Annotated in this window: 16 protein-coding genes; 10 read left to right on the forward strand and 6 right to left on the reverse strand. The window is 65.4% G+C overall.

The window, feature by feature from the left end; translation table 11 throughout:
• Positions 1-9: 9 nt before the first annotated feature.
• Positions 10-354 (reverse strand): thioredoxin family protein, encoded by a 345-nt coding sequence (locus FIV42_RS11720; protein WP_141197866.1) that lies wholly within the window; start codon positions 352-354, stop codon positions 10-12.
• A gap of 121 nt (positions 355-475) precedes the next feature.
• Complete coding sequence (locus tag FIV42_RS11725; protein WP_141197867.1) at positions 476-1021, reverse strand: peroxiredoxin; 546 nt, start codon at positions 1019-1021, stop codon at positions 476-478.
• Between the two features lie 337 nt (positions 1022-1358).
• On the opposite strand from FIV42_RS11725, the gene FIV42_RS11730 reads away from it, so the two are divergent.
• Complete coding sequence (locus FIV42_RS11730) at positions 1359-1946, forward strand: hypothetical protein (protein ID WP_141197868.1); 588 nt, start codon at positions 1359-1361, stop codon at positions 1944-1946.
• A gap of 31 nt (positions 1947-1977) precedes the next feature.
• Here FIV42_RS11730 and FIV42_RS11735 read toward each other — a convergent pair whose 3' ends face one another.
• Positions 1978-3123 (reverse strand): hypothetical protein, encoded by a 1146-nt coding sequence (locus FIV42_RS11735; protein ID WP_141197869.1) that lies wholly within the window; start codon positions 3121-3123, stop codon positions 1978-1980.
• A gap of 983 nt (positions 3124-4106) precedes the next feature.
• Here FIV42_RS11735 and FIV42_RS11740 point away from each other — a divergent pair.
• The 4 genes from FIV42_RS11740 (at position 4107) to FIV42_RS11755 (ending at position 9416) form a co-directional block, all read left to right on the forward strand.
• The gene (locus tag FIV42_RS11740) at positions 4107-5105 is read left to right on the forward strand and encodes an alpha/beta hydrolase family esterase (RefSeq protein WP_141197870.1); all 999 of its coding nucleotides are present in this window, start codon (positions 4107-4109) and stop codon (positions 5103-5105) included.
• 521 nt (positions 5106-5626) lie between these two features.
• Entirely contained in the window at positions 5627-6022 is a 396-nt protein-coding gene (locus FIV42_RS11745; RefSeq protein ID WP_141197871.1) for a bacteriohemerythrin, read from the forward strand.
• Between the two features lie 266 nt (positions 6023-6288).
• A complete protein-coding gene (locus tag FIV42_RS11750) occupies positions 6289-8391 on the forward strand; it encodes a hypothetical protein (RefSeq protein WP_168210577.1) in 2103 nt (700 codons plus the stop codon).
• 392 nt (positions 8392-8783) lie between these two features.
• Positions 8784-9416: a hypothetical protein gene (locus FIV42_RS11755; RefSeq protein WP_141197873.1), complete on the forward strand. Its 633-nt coding sequence runs from the start codon at positions 8784-8786 to the stop codon at positions 9414-9416.
• A 3-nt stretch (positions 9417-9419) separates the two neighbouring features.
• Here the strand turns inward: FIV42_RS11755 and FIV42_RS11760 are convergent, their stop codons facing one another.
• Positions 9420-10709, reverse strand: a complete 1290-nt coding sequence (locus FIV42_RS11760) for an endonuclease/exonuclease/phosphatase family protein (RefSeq protein WP_141197874.1) — start codon at positions 10707-10709, stop codon at positions 9420-9422.
• Positions 10710-11146: 437 nt separating this feature from the next.
• Here FIV42_RS11760 and FIV42_RS11765 point away from each other — a divergent pair, with 437 nt between their 5' ends.
• Positions 11147-14791, forward strand: a complete 3645-nt coding sequence (locus FIV42_RS11765) for a protein kinase domain-containing protein (RefSeq protein ID WP_141197875.1) — start codon at positions 11147-11149, stop codon at positions 14789-14791.
• Positions 14792-15028: 237 nt separating this feature from the next.
• On the opposite strand, the gene FIV42_RS11770 is transcribed toward FIV42_RS11765, so the two are convergent.
• Positions 15029-16006: a hypothetical protein gene (locus FIV42_RS11770; protein WP_141197876.1), complete on the reverse strand. Its 978-nt coding sequence runs from the start codon at positions 16004-16006 to the stop codon at positions 15029-15031.
• 13 nt (positions 16007-16019) lie between these two features.
• Positions 16020-16694: a hypothetical protein gene (locus tag FIV42_RS11775; protein WP_141197877.1), complete on the reverse strand. Its 675-nt coding sequence runs from the start codon at positions 16692-16694 to the stop codon at positions 16020-16022.
• A gap of 351 nt (positions 16695-17045) precedes the next feature.
• Between FIV42_RS11775 and FIV42_RS11780 the strand changes: the two genes are divergently transcribed.
• From FIV42_RS11780 to FIV42_RS11795, 4 genes are read left to right on the forward strand one after another with little or no spacing between them, the layout of a single operon-like run.
• Complete coding sequence (locus FIV42_RS11780; protein ID WP_168210578.1) at positions 17046-18365, forward strand: ABC transporter substrate-binding protein; 1320 nt, start codon at positions 17046-17048, stop codon at positions 18363-18365.
• An 18-nt stretch (positions 18366-18383) separates the two neighbouring features.
• Positions 18384-19181, forward strand: a complete 798-nt coding sequence (locus tag FIV42_RS11785; RefSeq protein WP_141197879.1) for an ABC transporter ATP-binding protein — start codon at positions 18384-18386, stop codon at positions 19179-19181.
• Positions 19181-19951 carry an ABC transporter ATP-binding protein gene (locus FIV42_RS11790; RefSeq protein WP_141197880.1) on the forward strand — a complete coding sequence of 257 codons (771 nt, stop codon included), beginning with the start codon at positions 19181-19183 and terminating at the stop codon, positions 19949-19951. The genes FIV42_RS11785 and FIV42_RS11790 overlap by 1 nt, the downstream gene beginning before the upstream one ends.
• The gene (locus FIV42_RS11795) at positions 19951-21801 is read left to right on the forward strand and encodes an AMP-dependent synthetase/ligase (RefSeq protein ID WP_141197881.1); all 1851 of its coding nucleotides are present in this window, start codon (positions 19951-19953) and stop codon (positions 21799-21801) included. Before FIV42_RS11790 ends, FIV42_RS11795 begins: the two co-directional genes overlap by 1 nt.
• Positions 21802-21896 lie beyond the last annotated feature (95 nt).

Raw genomic sequence — 21896 nt, forward strand, 5'->3', positions numbered from 1 at the left:
GCGAGCTTCTCAGCCGCGATAGACCCGCTCCATGCGGTTGGTCAGCCGGTTGAGGCCGCCACCCATGAAGGTCTTTTGGACCTCGCCGTCCTTGTAGATGACCGTGAACGGAAGGTCGGTCACGTCGGCCAGCCACGGGCTCTGCTTTTTGAACCCGGCCAGACCCGGCTGATTGATGATCAGCTTGCCGAAGCGCACGTCGTCCCATCCCTCGCAGCCTTCGCACCACTCGGTGAGCTCTTTGGCGAACGCATCACATGCGGGGCAGTCAGACTTGCCGAGCATCAGCACGGCCTTGGGCGAATTGACGAACTCTTCCCAGTTGTCGCGTCCAATGATTTCAAATTCCGCCATGATTTACTTCCTTGGGGTTTGAGGCGTTGGGGGTTGGGACTTACCACGGGGGCCACGGCGAACACGGTGAACGACATTATTGTTCTTCCCCGTACTCCCCGTGGTGAATTACATGCAGTTCTCAGTCAGTCTCGACGAACTCTGCGCCCGGCTCCCACTCGGCGCCGCAAAGGCCACCCGACTGGAGCGCCTGCACGGTGCGCAGCACCTCTTTGGCGCTACGGCCGACGCCGGCCTCGTCGCGGTCGATGTCGTTGACCGACAGCGACTTGATGCGGCCTTCGGGGTTGACGACCACGGTGGCGCGGAAGGCGATGCCGTTCTCTTCTTCGTAGACGCCGAACGCCTTGCTCACCGAGTGGTTCGTGTCGGCGAGCACCGGGTGGGTGATGCCCTCTTCGAAGGTCTCTCCGTCTTCGAACCAGTTCTTGTGGCTGAAGAACGAGTCGGTGCTGCAGCCGATCACGGCCACGCCGTCGTCGGCGAAGTCTTCCTGCAGCTCTTCAAACTCACGGATCTCGGTGGGGCAGATGAACGTGAAGTCGGCCGGGTACCAGTAAAGCACGTACCACTGACCCTCATAGTCCTTGCTCGAGACGGTCTTGTTCTCGCCTTTGACGTATGCTGCTGCTTCCCACTCAGGTGCCTGCTGTCCTACGATCGTCATTGGGTTCCTCGCTTCCTGATTACAGAAATACAAATTGGTACTCTTAGATGCGCAATCGCGCCGGCCGTTACATGCGCCGGTGCACTCGCGCCCCGGAGAGTAAAGGGACATCTTGTGCTGTCAATCCCCCATCGGGGATCGCCAGGCAGAGTAATTAAGAACGATTCTAAATTATTTCAAGCCCCGATTTCGTCCGGCGGCGTCACCCCTCGGAGCAACGGGTTTGTGGAGGGCCCTACCTCGCAGCAGCGTCTATCGTTTGCACAAGCGCTGCGGCTTCGCTATCACACCCGGCGTCGAACGATACCTTCTGGCACTACGAATTCGGAGAACCACGATGTACCTCTACAAAGCACTCACGGGCGCAGCCCTGCTGCTCCTCGTCGCCGCTTGCAGCAACACCGTCGGCCGCAGCATCAGCCGCGACCACGTCGGCACCAAATACGCCAAGCTGCAGGGTTATTTTCGCGCCGCCGACATGGTCGAAGAGGTCCCCGGCGACATCCGCCACGACGCGGTCCTGGACGAGGCGATCTTGACCAAAGCGGGCGACGCCGAGACCTGCGCCGAGGTGACCATCCGCACCGCGCGCCGCTACGACGAGCCCATCTCCCAGCAAAGCCCCACCTGCCAGGCCGCCGGCCAGACCGCCGAGGCGATCGCCGACAACGAGACGGTCAGCGTCTACGACTACAGCTACGCCGGCCGCATCGAGACGGTCGCCGTCGACGCCGTCGCCCTCGACGAGTACGTCGGCCTGTCCATCTCCGAGCCGGCCGAAAAGATCTTCCGCGTCGTCGAGCGCAAGGCCACCGTCTGCTGCCCCATCTCCGGCCACTCCGGCGTCGAGCTCACCTTCGAGAACTCGCGCATGGACTACAACAACCTGGCCTACGGGCTGGGCTTCGACTGGAAGCTGCAATAAGCGTCGACATTTGTTCGGTGCGGCCCCGGGCTCACCGCCGACACCCGATACGCTCGGTCGCCACCACCACATCGTCGTACAGGATCGTCTGCTCGTCGGAGACGGTCAGCCCGCGGTCTTCGAGCGCCTGCTGTTTGCGCGCGCTCGAGCCGCGCTCGTAATACGCGTCGAGGATGACGCGCTTGAAGCCGACCTCCTCGGAGGTGCGGAAGTTGAAGCCCTCGAAGGGCTCGGGCTCGCCGCACGCGCTCCAGTCGCAGCCGTCGGTGTGGAATTGGTCGCGCAGCCAGGTCCCCTCGGGGTGGCCGGCGCGGTACTCGCCGACCGGCTCGCCGTCCACCCAGAAGGCCAACTCCCCGTCCATCTGCCCGGGCGTATTCGCCTTCGCGCGCATCTCGATGCACACCCACTCGTCGAGGGGATAGGGCTGCTGGCCGGGCGGGCGGAAGGTGTTGCCATAGTGGTACGTCGTGCCCTGGTCGCCCGCGCAGCCGGGCTCGGCGGTGCCGTCGTTGCAGCGCCCCGAGCGCATCTCGTGCCAGTAGACGTAGAAGTTGAAGACGTTGTCGTTGTTGATGTCGAAGTCGAACCAGAACCCCTCGTCCCCCGGCGGCACGGTGTTGGCCAATCCGCTCGAGTTCCACGACGCGTTGCCCGCCGACACGCGCACCCAGTGGTGCGGGTTGGGGGCCACGTGCGGAAAGCGCGCGTAGAAGCGCCAATAGATCTCGTCGACCCGCTCGAAGCCCACCCGCGACGCCGACGAGATATACTGGTCATTCGCCAAATCCTCGGTGGTCACCGTCGAGCGCAGGTAGCCGCTGCCCGAGTGGGCGACCGCAGCGTCGTCCTGCATCGTCAGGTACTGCGTATCCGCCTGCGGCGCATCCCAGCGCCCCCACCCCGCCTCGAAATCGTCGAAAAAGAGCACCGCCGAATCCTCGGCCATCCCCTCATCCCCCGGATAACGCTCACTGAGCGTCGCCGCGTCGGCCTGTACGTCGGCTTGCGTGTCCGCCAGCACGTCCTCCGACACATCGGCCGCCGTCGTATCCGCCGCATCACTCGTCGCCACGTCGACCAACTCCCCGTCGCCTCCCGAGGAGCCGCCGTCGTCGCAACCGAGCGAGGCGAGCAGAAGCACCGAACACAAACCGACCACCAGACGTGCACCCATCATCATCCTCCGACCACGAGTCATTCACACAAACGAGCCCCCATCTTGCCCGGAGACACCGCGCCAAGGCAACATCTTCCTCCCCTGCGCGAAGCACAGCGGAGCGTAGGGGAGGACCGAGGAGGGGACTCCTCCTCCGCGAAGCAACGCGAAGTGGAGGAGGACCGAGGAGGAGGCCGGGCTCCATAATCGAACCCCGCTACGGGCAACGCTCGACTCCCTCCGGTCGCCTCGCTCGCCCGCAGCTACAAGTTCCGTTTCACCCACAAGGGGTTCGAGGCTGTCGGCCCCGCAAGAAATCACGTCCCGCGCCGGTCGAAGCCAGACGCACAAGCGCCCAGGACCGCCGCACCTACAGGGCCGGAGGTTGTGGTGGATGAGCCGGTCGGGCCGGTCGAGCCGGTTGGGGTGTAGGACTCCCAGCCAGGTTGACCGGCCCCCGGGGCGGCCTACGCCGCCCGGCCCCCCGCCGCTCATTGAGCACACATAAATCCGTGTACTGGCCAAGAGGCCAACTCAGTGCCCGTGACCGCGCCCGCGCCCGCGACCGCGCCCCGTTGTTGAACTGCCAAGAGGTCGCCACTGGCGTTTGCTTCGAACCCACCCGATTTGCTCGTCTGAAACCACAACGCATCTTCGAAGGCCTTGCAGCTCTAAACGGCGGGGCGCGGTCGCGGTCACGGTCGCGGGTTCGAATCGACCGTCGCCGCCAATTAAGTAACTGCACGAAGATTCTGCGGTCATCTCGGCGGTTCTGAGCGCCAATGACTGCGTTGCTTCTTCTCGACGATGCGCTGCATCGCCTCGGCGTCGCGCCTTGTCCTTGACACTCAGTCCTCGCCGAGGCTTTCCCGCACAATCTCCGTGCAGTTACTTAGAAACTCCTGATCAATCATGAGCCGCTCCGTGCGCGGGGGGCAGCGTAGCGAACCTCTCATACCTTCAACTACAACACCTCGACGCCACCCACCCCAACGAGTAAGATGGCCGCCATGAAATACGCCATCACACTCGTCATACTCGCCGCCGGTCTCACCCTCGCCACAGGTTGCGGCTCCGATGCCGACTCCACGCAGCAGAACACGGGCGACGCCGGCCAATCCGATACAACTCAGACCGATACAAACCAGCCTGACACGAATCAGCAGGACGCAGGCGGCGACGCGGCGCTCGCGCCGCCGTGGGATGCGAGCGCGCCGTTGGGCGGCGACCGTCCGGCGCGGGTGATCTTGCCCAACGCCTACGACCGCACGCAGAGCTGGCCGCTGGTCGTGTTGCTGCACGGGTACACGGCCACCGGGCCGCTGCAGGATGCCTATTTCGGGTTGAGCCGGCGTGGCGACGAGCGTGGGTTTATCACCGTGCTGCCCAACGGGACGCAGGACGGGGCGGGCAACCGGTTTTGGAACGCGACCGACGCGTGCTGCAACTTCGGGGGGAGCAGCGTCGACGACGTGCAGTACCTGAGTGACCTGCTCGCCGAGGCCAAAGAGCGCCTGGCGGTCGACGCCGACCGGGTCTACTTCATGGGGCACTCCAACGGCGGGTTCATGAGCTACCGGATGGCCTGCGAGCTCGGCTCCGAGATCGCGGCCATCGCCAGCCTGGCGGGCAGCGCGTTCGACGACGCGCAGGATTGCGCCGAGAACGGGCAGGTGGGCGTGCTGCAGATCCACGGCGACGCCGACGAGACCGTGCTGTACGACGGCGGCCAATTCGCCGGCAACGCCTACCCCGGCGCGCGCGAGGTCGCCGAGCGCTGGGCGGCCAGAAACGGCTGCGACGCCCAGGCGCAGACCGGCGAGGCGGCCGATCTCGACAAGGATGTCGACGGCGCCGAGAGCGATATCGAGCAGTGGGGTGGGTGCGAGGCCGACCGGCGCGTGGAGCTGTGGAGCATCCGCGGCGGCGGGCATATCCCGAGCCTGAGCGACGATTTTACCGACCGGGTGCTCGACTTTTTGTTCGCGCACAGCCGATGAGGAGCGAAAAAGCTAACGAGCGAAGCAGGGAATGAGCGAAGAAGGGAATGAGCGAAGAAGGGAATGAGCGAAGAAGGGAATGAGCGAAGAAGTGAATGAGCGAAGAAGGGAATGAGCGAAAAAGAGAATGAGCAGAACAGGTAATGAGCGAAAAAAGGAATGAGCGAAAAAGGGAATGAGCAGAACAGGTAACGAGCAAAAAAGGCGCGCAAATTCTGCCTACGCGGCGCGCTGACGAAAATATTGCCTACCTCGAACGGCGCTGGAGACCTCTCTAGCGCCGTTTTTCGTGGCACACGCCTTGCATCGCCTTTCTACGGTTTAAATCCACCCCGATTAAGTAACTGCACGGAGATTGTGCGGGAAAGCTCGGCGAGCAATCGGCGGCAAGCACAAGGAGACAGCCCGCAGGCGATGCCAGCGGCATCGTCGAGGGATGGCGACGCAGTGATTGGCGTCGAGAGCCGCCGAGATGACCGGCAGAATCTTCGTGTAGTTACTTAACCAAGATGAGGTAAGGCATGGCATTTATCGACTGGAAAGAATCGTACAACACCGGCGTTGGCCCCATCGACGAGCAGCACCAGAAGCTCGTCGAGCTCATCAACGAGCTGCACTCGGCGATGAAGCAGGCCAAGAGCAAAGAAGTCATCGGCGACGTGATCGGTGAGCTGGCCAAGTACACCCAGTATCACTTCACCGACGAAGAGAAGTACATGCAGCGGGCCAACTACCCGAAGCTGCTCGAGCACAAAAAGGAGCACGACGACTTCGTGGCCCACGTCAGCGATTACAAAGGCCGCTTCGACCGCGGCGAGGTGATGCTGTCGATCGACGTGCTCAACTTCTTGCAGGATTGGCTCGTCGACCACATCGAGGGCAGCGACCAGGATTACGTCAGCTACGTCAAAGGCTGACGTTCACGAGTACGTCTGACCTCTTCGGAGCGTCGGCGTATCGCTGCGCAGCGCGCCCTCACCGCGCTGCGCGGCTCTTGCTTGCTGTCCGCACGCACTTGCTTTCCGCACGCACCTGCCCCCCTGCATCCTTTAGAACGCCCGAGTCCTTCGGAAAGCCCCCGCCTCGGCGCATCGCTTTTGAATATCGACGGTCGCGACACGTCTCACCGGCCCCTGCCGGATTTTGCTCGTGTTGATGATTGACTTGTTTGGGACCGATTCAAATGCGCTACCGTGCTTGTTGTGCCGCCCTCGGTTTATTCGCCCTACTCACTGTGTCCGCCGGATGCTCCGAGGATTCGGGCGGCGGGACGGACGCGCCGCTCGACGGCGGGTCCGGTGCGGACGCCGCGGCTGACGTGGGCGACGTCGGCGACGACGCAGCCGACACGTCCGATCCGGGCGACACCGGCGTCGACGCGACCGATGCGGCGGACGCCGACAGTTCGTCCGACTCCGGGGATGCGGCCGACGCCTCCGACACCGCGGAGGACGTCGAAGAGGACACCACGCCCGCCGCCGAGTGCGGCAACGGCGTGCGCGAAGAGGGCGAGGCGTGCGACGGCGACGATATCCCCGAGGCGTGCACGGGGTGGAGCGAGGCGGTGTCGTGCACGGCCAGCTGCGAGTTGACCCCGTGTCGGGGCAGGCTCACGATCACGCCGAGCACCCAGGGCCAGGTCGACCTGGCCAAGGTCACCGCGGACGGCCAGACGCTCTTCTTCTACACCTCGGCGGGCGGCGACCTCGTCGACTGGCACTCGCTCGATCTGGCGACCGGCAACGTCACCCCGGTGGCCTCGGGGCTCGACGAAGACTTCGCCGCCGTCTACCCGAGCTCCACCGGTGAGCACGCGGTGCTCTACGAGTTCTTGTCGCCCTTCAAGGTGTGGACGAAGTCGACCGGCGCGCTGGTCGACTTGACGGTCGATCCCGTCGAAGACCAGCTCTACGTGTACGACCACGCCCTGGCCTATCTCGAGGAGCGCGGCAACAGCCGCCGCGAGCACGCCCTGCATGTGTTCGACTACGCCAGCGGCCAGACCACCGAGGTGCTCGACAACGTCTACGAACCGTACGGAAGGCTGCGGGTCAGCCCCGACGGGCGCTACATGGCGGTGTGGACGCAGGCGGACTTCGACGCCCCATTCGAGATGCACGTCGTCGACCTGACCACCGCCAGCGTGCTGGCGAGCGACTCGAGCCGCGACACGGTGCGCGGGCGCTTCTCGCCGACCGGCGAGGCGTTCGTCTTCGAGAAGAACTCGGGCCTGGCGGTGTGGTTTGCGGCGACGAACACCATCGAGGAGGCCCCCAACGGCGGCGGCACCGTCCTGGAGGCGCGGTTCTCGCCCGACGGCTCGCTTCTGGCCTACGCCGACCCGGTCAACAGCACCAACAAGGACTACGAGAGCTGGTTGTGGGACTTGCAGGCCAACACCGACACCGCGTTGAGCGATCGAGCGGGCACGCGCTTCGACTTCTCGCCCGACGGCACCAAGCTGGCCCATTTGAGCACCCGCAGCCCGAGCTTGCGAGACAGCGCCGAGCTGCGCATTCGCGACCTGACCACGCAGACCGATATCGTCGTGGCTGACGGCGTGGCCCACGAGCACGTCACCTGGAGCCCGTCGAGCGACGCGGTGGCCTTCGCCGACCCGACCTCCAACTACATCTACGCCGAAGAAGACTTGCGCGTCGCCGAGCTGGCCAACGGGGCGGCCACTGTCCACGACGTGACCCGCGGCGGCTCGGCCCGCGCGGTGTGGCACCCCGACTCCGAAGGCCTGTTCTGGATTACCGCCCAGAGCCAGGTGCAGAGCAAGCGCTTTGGCTACTGGCAGCGCGCCTCGCAGCAGACCACCGAGTTGCTCGACGAGTTGCGCCAGAGCTTTTCGGTGATCGTCAACGCCACCTGGGATCACGTCCTGGGCGTCTTCCCGGGCACCGGGCTCAACCCGGGCGCGCCCATCACCGCCTTCGCCCCCGACACCCAGACGACCACCGAGCTGTCGGCCTCCGACCGCTTCCGCGCCGAGTGGTTCGACGGAGGTTCGCCCCACTCGGCCGCCTGGACCGGCCAGGGTCAGTGGTTGGGGCCGACCTCGCGGTTTGTGAGCTGGCGAGAGCGCGACGAGGAGTTCGACGGCACCGGCCCGCTGGACGTGTTCGACCTGGCCACCGGCACCACCAGCAGCGTGCCGCTGCTGCTGAGCGATGAGGCCCGGCTCAACGACCACATGCACGGGTCGGACGCCGTGGCGGTCGTGGAGTTATACCGCCCGCAGTATACGAACACTTATACGTTCTGGATCTATCGGCCGTAGAGCTTGGAGGCAGCGCATCTTGCGCTGGGTGCATTGGCGCGCGCTCCTGCTACCAGCGCTGGAAGCGCTGCCTCCAAACGGCGCCGTAGAGCTTGGAGGCAGCGCATCTTGCGCTGGGTGCATTGGCGCGCGCTCCTGCTACCAGCGCTGGAAGCGCTGCCTCCGAACGGCGCTGGAAGCGCTGCCTCCAAACAGCGCCGTAGAGCTTGGAGGCAGCGCATTTTGCGCTGGTTGCATTGGCGCGCGCTCCTGCTACCAGCGCTGGAAGCGCTGCCTCCAAACGGCGGCGACGGGACCGGAGCTCTCACCGAGTCGCCGCGCCACGGTTGTCGAGCGCGGCGACTCGACGTAGGATGGGCGGTCCGGAATTGAAACTACGATGAGTGACGAAAATGAAGAACAGAATCCCCTCGAAGCTCCATCTTCTGCTGATCCTCACCTTTGTGCTCGCCCTGGCCGCTTGCTCCGACGACGCGACGAGCGGCACGCAGACGAGCGACGTTGCCCTCGAAGAGGACGCCGCCTCGGCGTCGGACGCGAGCGATATGGCCGCGCGAGACACGGATGAAAAAGATGCCGGCGAAGAGGATACCGGCGAGCAGGATGCGGGAGACGAGGATACCGGCGCGCAGGATGCGGGCGCGGACGATACTGGCGTCCAGGATTCGGGCGCGGAAGATACCGGCGTCCAAGATTCGGGGACCCAGGATGTGGGTCAGCAGGATACCGGCCAGCAGGATACCGGCCAGCAGGACGCGGGCATCGACTCCGGCCTGAGCTGCACACCCGGCGACACCAAGCAGGTCGAATGCAACACCTGCACGTGCACCCAGCAGCAGGTGTGGAGTTGCACCAAGATGGCGTGCCCCGGCGGCCCGTACGACCCGTGCGAGAACAAGAGTTGCGGCGAGACCTGCACGCTGTGCGATCCCGCCGACCCCAACTGCAGCGAGACCGCCGTGGTCAAGTATTGCGACGAGAACGGCAACTGCAGCGCGCAGAACTCGCCGCAATGCAGCATTTGAGGCTCACAGCTCCAAGTCGACCCACACCAGGTGATGGTCGGAGACGTCGACGAGCTCGGCCTGCGGCTGGCCGGGCGCGGGCCAGAACACTCCGCTGTCGGTGACCGACAGGCCCTGTGAGGGCAGCGCGTAGTCGACGCGCAGGTTGCCCACGCGGCCGTCGCTGAAGTCGGCGGTGTCGAGCGCGTGGTCGCCTTCGTGCTCGGCGTTGGCCCGGCCCTGGTCTTCGCCGGCCTGCGCGCCGCCCTCGCTGGTGGGCTGCGGGTCCTGGGCGAAGGCGAGCAGGTCGACGAGCGCGCCGCGCCGGCTGTCGCCGTCTTTCGGGTCGGTGTTCAGATCTCCCACCACCACAAACTCGGCGCCGTCGGCGAGCCCGCCGGCCACGCCGCTATCGTCGACCAAATAGGCCGCCTGCTCGCCGCCGGTGACGTAGTCGAGCCACAGGCGAACCTCGTCGTGATTGCGCCGCCCGTTTCGGTCCTCGGGGCCGTCGAAGGCCGGCGGGGTCGGGTGACTCGCCAGCACGTGCACGGTCGTGCCGTCGATCTCGACGGGCACGTCGACGTGGTTCTTCGACGACAGGCGCATCACGTCCTTGGCCTCCTCCGAGTAGAAGTCGGCGGGCATCTGCGAGTCGGGCATCTCCTTCCACAAGAACTCTTGAAAGCTGCGGATCGCGTCGGTCGCGATGGGATAGCGCGAGTAGATGACCATGCCGTATTGGCCCGTAAACTGGCCGTAGCCGTACGAGTCGTTGCCGTAGGCGTTGCTGCCCGGCTCGGTGGTCGCCTGGCCGTCGCCGTCGAGGTCGACGCCCGACGACAGGCCGGTGTTGGTCGCCGGCACGTAGCGGTGGGCGTAGTCGAGGGCCTCTTGGCCGGCCTGGCCTACTGCCAAATACTCCTCTTGGAAGATCCGCGCGGCCTCGCCGTCGGCGTCCCAGTCGAACTCGTTGATGAGGACGACGTCGGGGCGCACGCGCTGCAGGACCTCGGCGACCTCTTTGGCCTGGGCGTCCTGGCCGCCGGCGAGGTCGTCGGCGAGTTGGCCGGCCTGCTGGCGGTAGAGCGAGGCGTTGTAGGTGGCGACGCGGACGGTGGTGGGGGCACTGGTGGTGTCTTGCTGGGTTGCGTCCTGCTGGGTTGCGTCCTGCTGGGTTGCGTCCTGCTCGGTCGTATCCTGCTCGCCGGCGTCGGCCTGGGCGTTGGAGTCGTCGACGGTGTTGTTCTCGCTGGCGCAGGCGGTCAGGGTGGCGCACAGGGCGAGGGTGAGGAGGTGGTGCTTGCGGATCATGTTGTTTCTCGGGGGGTTGGGTGAGCTTGGCGGGGAGGACTATAAGGGAGGCGTGGGATTTTGGCGACCATTATCGTTTTTTTGGGGCGGGGACGCCCCTGAGGCTGTCACTAAAGGTCGCCATAGTTTGGAGGCAGCGCTTCTAGCGCTGGTTGCATGAGCGTACGGGCTTGCAACCAGGGCAAGATGCCCGGCCTCCAAAGGCTTTCGCGACAGCCTCGTCCCCGACCGCCGGGGTCCGTCTCGGGCCCCGCACGTGTTCGAGCAGGGCGTAGCTTGATGGGGCCCCCATCCACCTCGCGCTGTACGACGCGCGAGGCACCTTCCCCCGGGGGAAGGGATGTCCTTGCTTGTTTGCAAAGCGTTGGGTATTCGCTGGATTGTCGTCGTGGTGTTACAATCGCGCGGCGGGTGGCGGAGTTCGACGCGGGCAGAGGATGTATTCAATATCGTGCGGTGCCTATGACCTCCACGAGGTCATCGGCGAAGGGGGAATGGCCCAGGTTTGGAGGGGCGTCCACCGAGCCAAAGGGGTGCCTGTGGCGGTCAAGGTGGTCACCGCGGGCAACTCGCTCGAGGCGGCCTACGTCGACAGCTTCGAGCGCGAGGTGCAGGCGGTCGCGGCGTTGAACCACCCCGGGATCGTGCGCGTGTTCGACTACGGGCGCATCAGCGAAGAGACCGCCCGCGGGCACGAGAGCCTGGCGGCCGGGAGTCCTTACCTGGTCATGGAGCTGTTCGAGGCGGGCCCGCTCGAGCCGGGGCGCGCCATCACCAGTTGGGCGGAGGTGTGCGATTTTGCCTTCGCGCTGCTCGACGCGCTCGCTCATGCCCATGCTCGCGGGGTCATCCACCGCGACATCAAGCCCGACAATATCCTGTGCGATGACGCAGGCTCCCCCACCCAGCCGAACCGAAACTATCCCAATTCAACCTATACAAATAGGCGTCACTACAAGCTGAGCGATTTCGGCCTGGCGCACGCCGCCGAAGAAGGCGTCGGCGAGGCCGTGTCGGCGGGGACGCCGCAGTATATGCCCCCCGAGCAGCTCACCGGGCGCTGGCGAGACTTCGGCCCGTGGACAGATCTGTACGCGCTCGGGTGTCTGCTCTACGAGCTGGTGTGCGGCCGGCTGCCGTTCGACCACGAGAAGCTGTTGCGCATCGTGCACATGCAGATGCACGAGCCCTTGCCGCCCATCGAGCCGCGATTCGCGGTGCCCGCCGGCCTGGAGGCGTTTTTGCGCCGGATGGTGGCCAAGGAGCCGGCCAAGCGGTTTCGCCGGGCGGCCGACGCGGCCTTCGCGCTGGCGCAGCTCGAGGCGCCGGTGGCCCGAGTGGCTGCCCCGCCGATCGGGCCGCCGCCGTCGCAGATCGACACCGACGCCGACACGCTGATGGACACCTCGCCCGAGGCGTACACGGCGCTGCACGAGGGGCATTTGCCCACGCGGGTCTCCCACGACACGATGGCCGACCTGATCCAGACGGAGACGACGCGCGGCATGGCGACCTTGCCGCTTTGGGAGGGGCCGCTGATCGACGCATCGGCTCCGAAAACGTCGCCCGACACGTTAGTCGATGTCGAGGCGGCGCTCTCCAACTTCGAGCCGCCGCCGCCCCTTCCCGAGAGCTGGCGTCTGGCCGAGCCCGAGCAGAAGCTCAAGCAGCTCGACGGCACCGGGCTGGAGTTGTTCGGGCTGCGCGCGCTGCCGTTTGCGGGCCGCCAACTCGAGCGTGACGAGATGTGGCGGGTCTTTCGCGAGGTCTTCGAGACGCAGGGGCTGCGCGTGGTCAGCCTGCGCGGGCCGGCGGGCATCGGCAAGAGCAGCCTGGCCGAGTGGATGAGCCACCGGGTCGAGGAGATGGGCGCGGCCAACGCGCTCAAGGCGCTGCACAGCTCGCGAAGCGGGGCGAACGAGGGCGTGCCGGCGATGCTCGAGCGTTATTTCGGCGTCTGGCATTGCTCGCGCCAGCAGATCTACGAGCGCATCGTCGAGCGCCTCGAGTATGTGCGGCCTACTAGCGACGGCGGCGCCGACGCCGACGTCGAGCAGGCCGAGGCGGACGACGAGTTGGCGCGCGCGCTCACCGAGATTATTCGCCCGGCGAAGTCCGACACCGACGACGACGGCCCCACCTACCAGTTCTCCAGCCACGGCGAGCGCTACGCCACCGTGCGCAAGCTGCTCGAGCGACTCGGCTCGGAGCGGCCGGTGTTGATGTGGCTCGACGACGCCGTGCGCAGTCAGATGGCGCTCGGATTCGTGCGCTACCTGATGGAGCACGACAGCACGCTGCCCATTTTGATCGTGCTGACCTCGTCGAACGAGACGGCCACCGAGAACACGGTGGCGGCGGGTTATCTGCGAGAGATCGAAGAGGACGACCGGGTCGACCGCCTCGACCTGCGGCCGATGGACACCGCCGCGATGGGCGAGCTGATCGGCCAGGCCTTGCGCCTCGACGACGCGTTGGTCGCGCGCCTGCAGCGCCGCGCCCAGGGCTTGCCGCTGTACGTGACCCAGCTCCTGGGCGACTGGGTCAGCCAGGGTGCGCTCGTCGACGGCGAGGCCGGGTTTCGGCTGCGCGAGGACGGCGCGGAGGCCTTTCCGGTGAGCATCGCCGAGCTGTGGGACCGGCGTATCGAGCGGCTCTTGGGCCGGTTCGACGCCGCGCGTCGCGACGGGTTCGAGATCGCGCTCGAGCTCGCCGCCACGCTCGGCCACCAGATCGACCAGGCCGAGTGGCTCGCCGCGTGTGAAGCGCGCGGGATCTCGGGCGCCAAGCAGCTCTTGGCGGCCATGTTCGACGAGAACCTCGCCCGGCTGACCGCCCCGGGCGCGCTCTTCGCCCACGAATTGCTCACCGACAGGCTGGTGCAGCGCGCTCAGGAGGCCGGACGCACCCGCCAGAACCACCGCGCCTGCGCCCGAGCCCTCGAGCAGGTCTACCCGCCCAGCGACGTGGAAGCTGCGGTGCGAAGCGCGCGCCACCTGATGGACGCCCACGCCCTCGATGACGCCCTCGACAAGCTCGAGGCGACGCTGTTGCACCTGCGCGAGTCGGGCGATGCATCGGCGGCGATGTCGCTGCTCGACCGATGCAAGAAGGCCGCCGACCGACTGGGGCTGGACGAGAACCACCGCCGCAGGGCGCGCCACGCATGGCTTCGCGGCCACTTCTTGCTCATGCGCGGCGAGCTACGCGAGGCGCAGCGCTGCGCCCAGCAGGCCATCGAGTCCGCCGAGCGCCACGAGTGGCATAACGAAGCCGGCCACGCCCGGATCATCGAGGGCCGCTCGCTGATGGGCCAGCTCGAGCTCGACGCCGCGATGGAGAGCTACAAAAAGGCGACGCGTCATTTCGAGGCCACCAAGGATCGCGAGGGGCTCGCCCGCGCGAAGTTCGGCAAGGGCGTCGTTCACACTCACAGCGGCGAGCACGCCGCGGCCAAGCAATGTTTCAAGGAGGCGGCCTGGTGCGCCGAGCTCGTCGACGACGGCCCGCTGCGCGCCAAGTCCCTGGTGCAACTAGGCACCGTCTTGCTCGCCGAAGGCGACCCCGACGAGGCGTTCGCGTGCACCGAGCAAGCCTATAAGATCGCCGAGCAGGCGGGCGCACGCGCCTCCCGCGCGAACGCCGCGCGCCACCTGGGCGAGATCGCCCGGCTGCAAAAAGACTGGGAGACGGCGCGCCGCTGGCTGCAAGAAGCCTACGACGCCACGCTGTCGGCGATGATGTTCGTGCGCCACTACGACCGGCTCAACCTGGCCCTGGTCGACCTGGACACCGAGCACTACGAGCGCGCCGACACCACCTTTGGCGAGTTGCGCGACAGCTTCGCTCAGGCCCAAGACAACGCCGCCCTGCCCTTGATCGACCTGGCGCGCGTGCTGTGCGCCGTGGCGCTCGACCGCCAGGACCAGTACCTCGAAGAGCTCGCCCGAGTCGCCGACAACCCCGCGCCCGCGCCGAATATGCGTCGCGACATGGCCGCGATTGCCGAGAAAGCGGCCAAATTGGCTGAGGCGCGCGGGTGGGATGGGGTTGGGGTGTTGCGGGGTGTTGGTGAGGCGTAGCTTTCGGTGCGAGTGCATCCCTGCTCTCGCTCACGAGGGCGAGATGCCCACGCACCGAACACTTCGCGCGCTATCGGTGCGAGTGCTTCCAGCTCTCGCGTTTTGTTTGTAGTCACAGCTTTCCGTCGCCCCCCATCCGCCCTTCGCTTCGCTACGGGCACCTTCCCCCCGGGGGAAGGGATGCCCTCGCCGCATTGTGGCGTGGTCGGTTGTTGGGGGAGATTCTGCGTGGCGTTGTTATTCTACGACCGACTGACCGAAGTAGAACGTCACCTTGCGTGGGGCTTCGTCATCGCGGCCATGCTCGTCGTTGTAGTCGGAGACTTTCTGGCGAAGGGCCGACACTCGCTCGCGAGTCTCGCGCAGGAGCGCCAGGACCTCGTCCTCGTGCGGATGACCCTCGGGGACGTCGAACGAGTAGGTGCTACCCCCGACGACATCCGACGGGAGTGTCTTGAGGCGCAACTGGCGCAACTTGACGCACAATGCCGTGACCATGGCGTTGAAGTGATCGAAGACCGCGGCTTCCCAGCCTGCGGCTTCGTCCATCGGGATGAAGCAGGTGTCGGCTCGGTACAAAAGTTCGTCGCCGCGCTCGTCTTCGATGATGCGGCCCTCGTCGAGAAGTTGGACGAGTGCGTCTTCGAGTTCTTCTTTGCCGGCGCCGGTCATCGGCCCGAGTTGCTCGAAGCTCACCGGCCCGCTGCGGTACACGGCGATCCAAAGGAGCATCGCCAGCGAGTCGTGGTTCTCACCGGCGACAATCTGCTCGATCTCTTCGTCACTCGCCGCGCGGTAGCTCGTCTTTTGGCCGCGCCCGGTTTGGAAGACGAGCCCCGACTCCACCAGATCACGCAAGATGCCTTTGACGCTGGCCTCATCGTCGTCCGCAAAGCGGGTGAGCACCTCGGCGCGGCGCACGACCTTTTGAGCGCGGATGAAGTCGAGCACCGCCTCCCACAGCGAGCGCTCGCGGTCGGTGAGGCTCTCGGAGAGGCGCTGGATCTTGAGCTGGTAGGAGCGCAACGCCAGCCCGAACATGTCGGCGGCGACCTTGCGCGTACCCCCCTGCGTTTCGAGCTCGTTGGCCAGATCCAAGAAGACCTGGTTGGCCACGTGCGCCAGCGGCGCGCGGATGCCGGCGGTGGTCGCCAGTTGGGCGACGAGCACCGTCGTCTGCTGGATGACTGTGTCGATGAGCAGTTTGACGTTCATGGTGTAGTGGGGCTCAGTTGCAAATGACGTCCCAGCCGTCGCCGGCGTCGGCAACTTCGCCGATGGAGGACTCCGCGCAGCCGTTGTCGCAGGTTCCGACGTAGTCGCCGGGGCCGCAGCTCGATCCCTCGCTGCACGGCATCGGGCCGTAGGGAAGCTGGTAGACCTCTCCGTTTTCACATCGCAGTCCGCCGAAGCAGTCGATATGGCAGTCATCGTCGACATCGGCGTCGTCACTGATGTCCGTAGCGTCGCTCGTGATCGCGTCTGCGGTGTCGGCCGTGTTTCCGGCATCAGCCAGCGTCGACGCGTTCATCATCATGCAATGGCCGCCCAAACACTGCAGCCTCGAGTCGCGCTGCTCGCACTCAGCGTTGGTCTGGCATGGCTCGAAACATACGCCGCCGGAGCCCGACAAGGTCTCGCCGCACGCGTCGTTCAAGTCGACGCCCGGCTCGGCGCACACGGCGACCTGTGCACACGAGTTCTGCGCCCCGCACGCCTCGGTGCACACCCCGCACTGGCAAGAGAGGTCGCTCACGCAGTCGGCGTCGGTGCGGCAGGCTTCCAGATTCCCTGACTGCCAGTGAGTTTCGCTGTCGGTGCTCGGGTCGCTGTCGTTCGAGCACGCAGCGAGCAGAAGGGCGAGGAAGGCGATGAACAAAAGTCGGTCGAGTCGGCGGTGCATCAGCAGGTCCCCAAATAGTCATACATCTTGCAGATTCGAGACTATCAGCCGCCCAAGTCGCCACAAGCGAAAAAAACTACACCCCCAACAACCGACCACGCCACAACGCGCTAAGGCATCCCTTCCCCTGGGGGAAGGTGCCCGTAGCGAAGCGAAGGGCGGATGGGGGGCGACGGAAAGCTGTGACTACAAACAAAACGCGAGGGCAAGATGCCCCCGCACCGAACACATCACGAGGGCAAGATGCCCACGCACCGAATCCACAGCGCCGCGAATTTACACGATCCCCCGTCTGTGTCATCATCTCGACAACCTGTTGTCACAAATATAACCCTGTGGAGGAGCCACGCGATGAAGATCAAGAAGCTTCATGCTCTGCTCGCCCTTGCGCTCAGCGTTTCGCTGGTCGGCGTCGGGTGCGACAAGAAGGAAGAGGCCAAGACCGACGAGAAGGCCGAGGCCGAAGGCGCCGCTGAGGAAGCCGCCCCCGAGATCAAAGCCGACAAGGGCGTCGATTTGGAGAGCAAGACCATCCACGTGGGCGCGCTCAACGACACCAGCGGACCGGCGGTGGCCATCGGCAAGCCGTTCGCGGTGGGTAAGAAGCTCGTGGCCGAGCGGGTCAACGCCGGTGAGGTGCTGCCCGAGGGTTGGAAGGTCGAGATGCACAACAAAGACCACGGCTACAACCCGCAAAAGGCGCTGCAGGGCTACAAAGAGATGAGCGACGACGTCCTGTACGTCGCCACCAGCTTCGGCACCCCGCCGACCTTGCAGGTGCGCCCGATGCTCGAGCGCGACAAGGTCGTGGCCTTCCCGGCGTCGTTGTCCGAGCAGCTCGCCCAAAACGAGTTCACCCCGCCCACCGGCCCGACCTACAAGATGGAGACGATGCGCGCGTTCGACTGGGCGGTCGAGCACGCCAAAAAAGGGGGCAAGGAGTTCAAGCCCGGCATCATCTACCAGGCCGACGACTACGGCAAAGACGGCATCGACGGCATGAAGCAGGCCGCCAAGGCCCACGGCGTCGAGATCGTGGCCGAGGCGTCGATCAAGCCGGGCGAGAAGGAAGTCACCGCCGCGGTCAAAAAGCTCAAGGACGCCGGCGCCAACTACGTCATGCTCACGCTGCTGCCGTCGAGCGCCGCCCCCGTGCTCGGCAAGGCCGCCCAGCTCGAGTACCAGCCGGTCTTCATGGGCAATACCCCCACCTGGGTCGACGCCTTCTTCAGCGACAAGAGCCCGGCGCCGCCGCAGATCTTCGCCAACTTCCACTGGGTCACCGGCTTTCCGTACTGGGGTGAGGACGTGCCCGGCATGAAGGAGTTCGAGGCGGCTTTCGACAAGCACGCCAAGGACCAGCCGCGCGACTTCTACGTGCTCGTCTCCTATATCCAGGGGCTGGCGCAGGCCGAGATCTTGAAGCGCGCCATCGAGAACAAGGACCTGACCCGCGAGGGCTTCGTGACGGCGATGCACAGTATCGAGGACTGGAACGCCGACGGCCTCATCCAGCCCATCAGCCTGGAGAAGGTCCCCTACGTCACCGGCACCAAGACGCGCGTGCTCAAGCCCAACTTCGAGAAGAAGACCTGGGAGGTCGCCGGCGACTACAAGACGCCCAAGGCGTTTGAAGGCGCAGGCGACAAGCAAGCCAAGAAGGACGAATAACCCAAAGGACGTAGCGCAGTGCTCGAGATCGCGAACTTAGAAGTCGTCTACCACTCCGTCGTGCGTGTGCTCGACGGGGTGAGCTTGAAGGTGCCCGAGGGCTCCATCGTCGCCCTGTTGGGGCCTAACGGCGCCGGCAAGACCACGACTCTGCGCGCGATCTCGGGCCTGCTCGACGTCCACGACGGCCAGGCCACCAAAGGCACCATCACCTGGGAGGGCCCGTCGGGTGACCCAAAGGCCCTCTTGGGCAGCCCCGCCGAGCAGATCGTCGGCGCGGGCATCGCCCAGGTGATGGAAGGCCGGCGCATCTTCGCCGACCTGACCGTCGAAGAGAACCTCCTCGCTGGCGCGCACGTGAGCTCCGGCGACGTGAAGCAAGACATCCAAAAATTCTACGAGCGTTTCCCGGTCCTCGGAGACCGGCGAAAACGCACCGCCGGCTACCTGTCGGGCGGTGAGCAGCAGATGCTCGCCATCGCTCGCGCGCTGATGAGCCGGCCCAAGCTCCTGTTGATGGACGAACCCTCGCTGGGGCTCGCCCCCAAGATCGTGGCCGACGTCGCCGAGCTCATCCGCGAGCTCAACGACGAGGGCATGACCATCTTGCTCGTCGAGCAAAACGCGGCCATGGCGCTCGATTTGGCCGAGTACGGCTACGTCATGGAGAACGGCAAGATCGTGCGCGACGGGCCCTCCCAGGAGCTCCTCGACGACGAGGACATCCAAGAATTCTACCTGGGCATGGGTCGCGGCGAGACCAAGAGCTACCGCGACGTCAAGCACTACCGACGCCGAAAGAGGTGGCTTAGCTGATGTTTCTGGCGATCGACAATGTCGAGCTGGCCTTCGAGGGCGTCAAAGCGCTCGACGGGGTGAGCTTGGACGTCCCCAAAGGCTCGCTCACCGCGGTCATCGGCCCCAACGGCGCCGGCAAGACCTCGCTGTTCAACTGCATCTCGGGGGTCTACAAGCCGACCGCCGGCCAGGTGCGTCTGGAGGGCAAAAATATTGCCGGCCAGCCGCCCCACGAAACCGCGGCGATGGGCGTGGCGCGCATGTTCCAGAACCTGGCGCTCTTCGACCAGATGACCGTGCTCGAGAATATGCTCCTGGGCCGCCACCACCGCTACGAGACGAGCTGGTGGAACGACATCTTCTTCTTCGGCAAGACCGCCAAGCAGGAGGTGGCCCACCGCGAGAAGGTCGAGGAGGTCATCGACTTTCTGCACCTGGAGCGCTTCCGAAAGACGCCGGTGGGGATCTTGCCCTACGGCATCCTCAAACGCGTCGAGCTGGGCCGCGCGCTGTGCATGGAGCCCGAGCTGTTGCTGCTCGACGAGCCCGCCGCCGGGCTCAACCAAGAAGAAACCGAGGACATGGCCCGCTACATGCTCGACATCAAAGAGGAGCTGGGCATCACCCAGATCTTGATCGAGCACGAGCTGCACTTCGTGCTCGACCTGGCCGACAATATCGCCGTGCTCGACTTCGGCTCGAAGATCGCCGAGGGACCGCCGGCTCAGATTCGCCAGGAGCCTGCAGTGATCGAGGCGTATGTGGGGGTTGGGCACGGGAGTGTGTGATGACAGCCGCCCACAACATCGACACCGCCGCAAAGCAGCTGCCTTCAGGCGACGCCCTCGAGCTGACCCTCCCCGGCCGACTGCTGACCATGGCGCGCGAGCGCGGCTCGCAGCCCGCCCTTCGCGACAAGCGGTTGGGCGTGTGGCAGGAGATCTCGTGGCAGGAGTACTACGACCAGAGCGCCGCGGTCGGCCGCATGTTGTGGCATCTGGGCATCCGGCCGGGCGACCACGTCTCCATCTTGAGCGAGAACCGGCCCGAGTGGCTCTACGCCGACCTGGGGGCCGAGGGCATCGGGGCCAGGAGCGCGGGCATCTACCAGACCAACCCCGCCGAAGACGTCGCCTACGTGCTCGAGCATAGCCAGAGCAAGCTCGTCTTCTGCGAGGATCAGGAGCAGGTCGACAAGGTCATCGAGGTCAAAGACGAGACCCCGACGGTGCGCCACGTGGTCGTGTTCGACCCGCGCGGCACCCGCGACTACACCGACAGTCGGCTGATGAGCTTCAAGGACTTTTTGAAGAAGGGCCGCGAGCTTCTGGCCAAAGACCCCGACTGGTTCGCCCACCAAATCGCCGAGCGTGACCCGGACGAGGTGTCGATGATCGTGTACACCTCGGGGACCACCGGGCCGCCCAAAGGGGCGATGCTCACGCCCAGAAACGCGCTCGAGACGAGCCGCGAGTTCGTGCCCATCCTCGACGTCAGCGACGACGACAAGATCTTGTCGTACCTGCCGCTATGCCACGTCGCCGAGAAGATCTTTACGTTCTTCTTGCCACTGACCACCGGCTGCGTGGTCCACTTCGGCGAGTCGGTCTACACCGTCCAGCAGGACCTCAAGGAGGTCTCGCCGACCATCTTTTTGGGCGTGCCGCGTATCTGGGAGAAGGTCCACGCAGGCGTCACCGTCAAGATCAAAGACTCGTCGCTGTTGAAGCGGGGGCTGTACTCGTGGTGCGTGGCCTGGGGCCACAAGATTGCGGCCAAGCGCCGCCGCGGGCAGATGAACCCGTTCGACCACCTGCTCTACTTCGTGTGTTGGCTGCTGGTGTTCCGCGCGCTTCGCGAGCGGCTGGGCCTGGGCGCCTGCAGGGTGCCGGTCACCGGCGCGGCGCCGATCTCGGCCGACCTCTTGCGCTGGTTTCACGCCATCGGCGTGCCGGTCATGGAGGGCTACGGCCAGACCGAGTGTGCCGGGGTCAGCCACGTCAACCGCCCCGGGCGCATCCGCCTGGGCACCGTCGGCGAGCCCTTGCCCACCGTCGAGCACACCATCGCCGAGGACGGCGAGATTCTGGTGCGCGGCTCGCTCGTCTTCGCCGGCTACCTGCACAACGACGAGGCGACCCAAAAGACCATCGACGCCGACGGCTGGCTGCATACCGGCGATATCGGCGAGATCGACGACCAGAATTACCTGCGCATCACCGGGCGCAAAAAAGAGATCATCATCACCGCCGGCGGCAAGAACCTGTCGCCCGAAAAGATCGAGAACGCGCTCAAGATGAGCCCGTATATCAAAGAGGCCGTCGCCATCGGCGACCAGCGAAAGTTCATCTCGGCGCTTATTCAGATCGACGCGGCGACGGTGGGCGACTGGGCCACGCGCCGGGCGATCCCGTACACCTCCTTCGAGGACCTCACCCAAAAGGAAGAGGTCCGAGAGCTCATCGAACAGGAGCTCAAGAAGGCCAACGACCGGCTCGCCAGGGTCGAGTCGGTGCGCGCTTTTCGCTTGTTCCCCAAGGAGTTGCACCAGGACGACGGGGAAGTGACGGCGACGCAGAAGGTCAAGAGACGGGCGATTGCGGAGAAGTATGAGGATTTGATTGAGAGTATTTATTGAGGGCTATTTGGGCGGACAAACTACAATTTGGGGGTCGTTTTATTGGAACCGGGTTCCGATTCGCGGCCCTATTTGGGCGGACAAACTACAATTTG

The sequence above is a fragment of the Persicimonas caeni genome (assembly GCF_006517175.1).
GTDB lineage: Bacteria > Myxococcota_A > Bradymonadia > Bradymonadales > Bradymonadaceae > Persicimonas > Persicimonas caeni.

Excerpts from the sequence above, each read along its gene's own strand:
- FIV42_RS11720 (WP_141197866.1), bottom strand. The coding sequence starts at position 354 with ATGGCGGAATTTGAAATCATTGGACGCGACAACTGGGAAGAGTTCGTC.
- FIV42_RS11725 (WP_141197867.1), bottom strand. The coding sequence starts at position 1,021 with ATGACGATCGTAGGACAGCAGGCACCTGAGTGGGAAGCAGCAGCATAC.
- FIV42_RS11730 (WP_141197868.1), top strand. The coding sequence starts at position 1,359 with ATGTACCTCTACAAAGCACTCACGGGCGCAGCCCTGCTGCTCCTCGTC.
- FIV42_RS11735 (WP_141197869.1), bottom strand. The coding sequence starts at position 3,123 with ATGGGTGCACGTCTGGTGGTCGGTTTGTGTTCGGTGCTTCTGCTCGCC.
- FIV42_RS11740 (WP_141197870.1), top strand. The coding sequence starts at position 4,107 with ATGGCCGCCATGAAATACGCCATCACACTCGTCATACTCGCCGCCGGT.
- FIV42_RS11745 (WP_141197871.1), top strand. The coding sequence starts at position 5,627 with ATGGCATTTATCGACTGGAAAGAATCGTACAACACCGGCGTTGGCCCC.
- FIV42_RS11750 (WP_168210577.1), top strand. The coding sequence starts at position 6,289 with ATGCGCTACCGTGCTTGTTGTGCCGCCCTCGGTTTATTCGCCCTACTC.
- FIV42_RS11755 (WP_141197873.1), top strand. The coding sequence starts at position 8,784 with ATGAAGAACAGAATCCCCTCGAAGCTCCATCTTCTGCTGATCCTCACC.
- FIV42_RS11760 (WP_141197874.1), bottom strand. The coding sequence starts at position 10,709 with ATGATCCGCAAGCACCACCTCCTCACCCTCGCCCTGTGCGCCACCCTG.
- FIV42_RS11765 (WP_141197875.1), top strand. The coding sequence starts at position 11,147 with ATGTATTCAATATCGTGCGGTGCCTATGACCTCCACGAGGTCATCGGC.
- FIV42_RS11770 (WP_141197876.1), bottom strand. The coding sequence starts at position 16,006 with ATGAACGTCAAACTGCTCATCGACACAGTCATCCAGCAGACGACGGTG.
- FIV42_RS11775 (WP_141197877.1), bottom strand. The coding sequence starts at position 16,694 with ATGCACCGCCGACTCGACCGACTTTTGTTCATCGCCTTCCTCGCCCTT.
- FIV42_RS11780 (WP_168210578.1), top strand. The coding sequence starts at position 17,046 with ATGAAGATCAAGAAGCTTCATGCTCTGCTCGCCCTTGCGCTCAGCGTT.
- FIV42_RS11790 (WP_141197880.1), top strand. The coding sequence starts at position 19,181 with ATGTTTCTGGCGATCGACAATGTCGAGCTGGCCTTCGAGGGCGTCAAA.
- FIV42_RS11795 (WP_141197881.1), top strand. The coding sequence starts at position 19,951 with ATGACAGCCGCCCACAACATCGACACCGCCGCAAAGCAGCTGCCTTCA.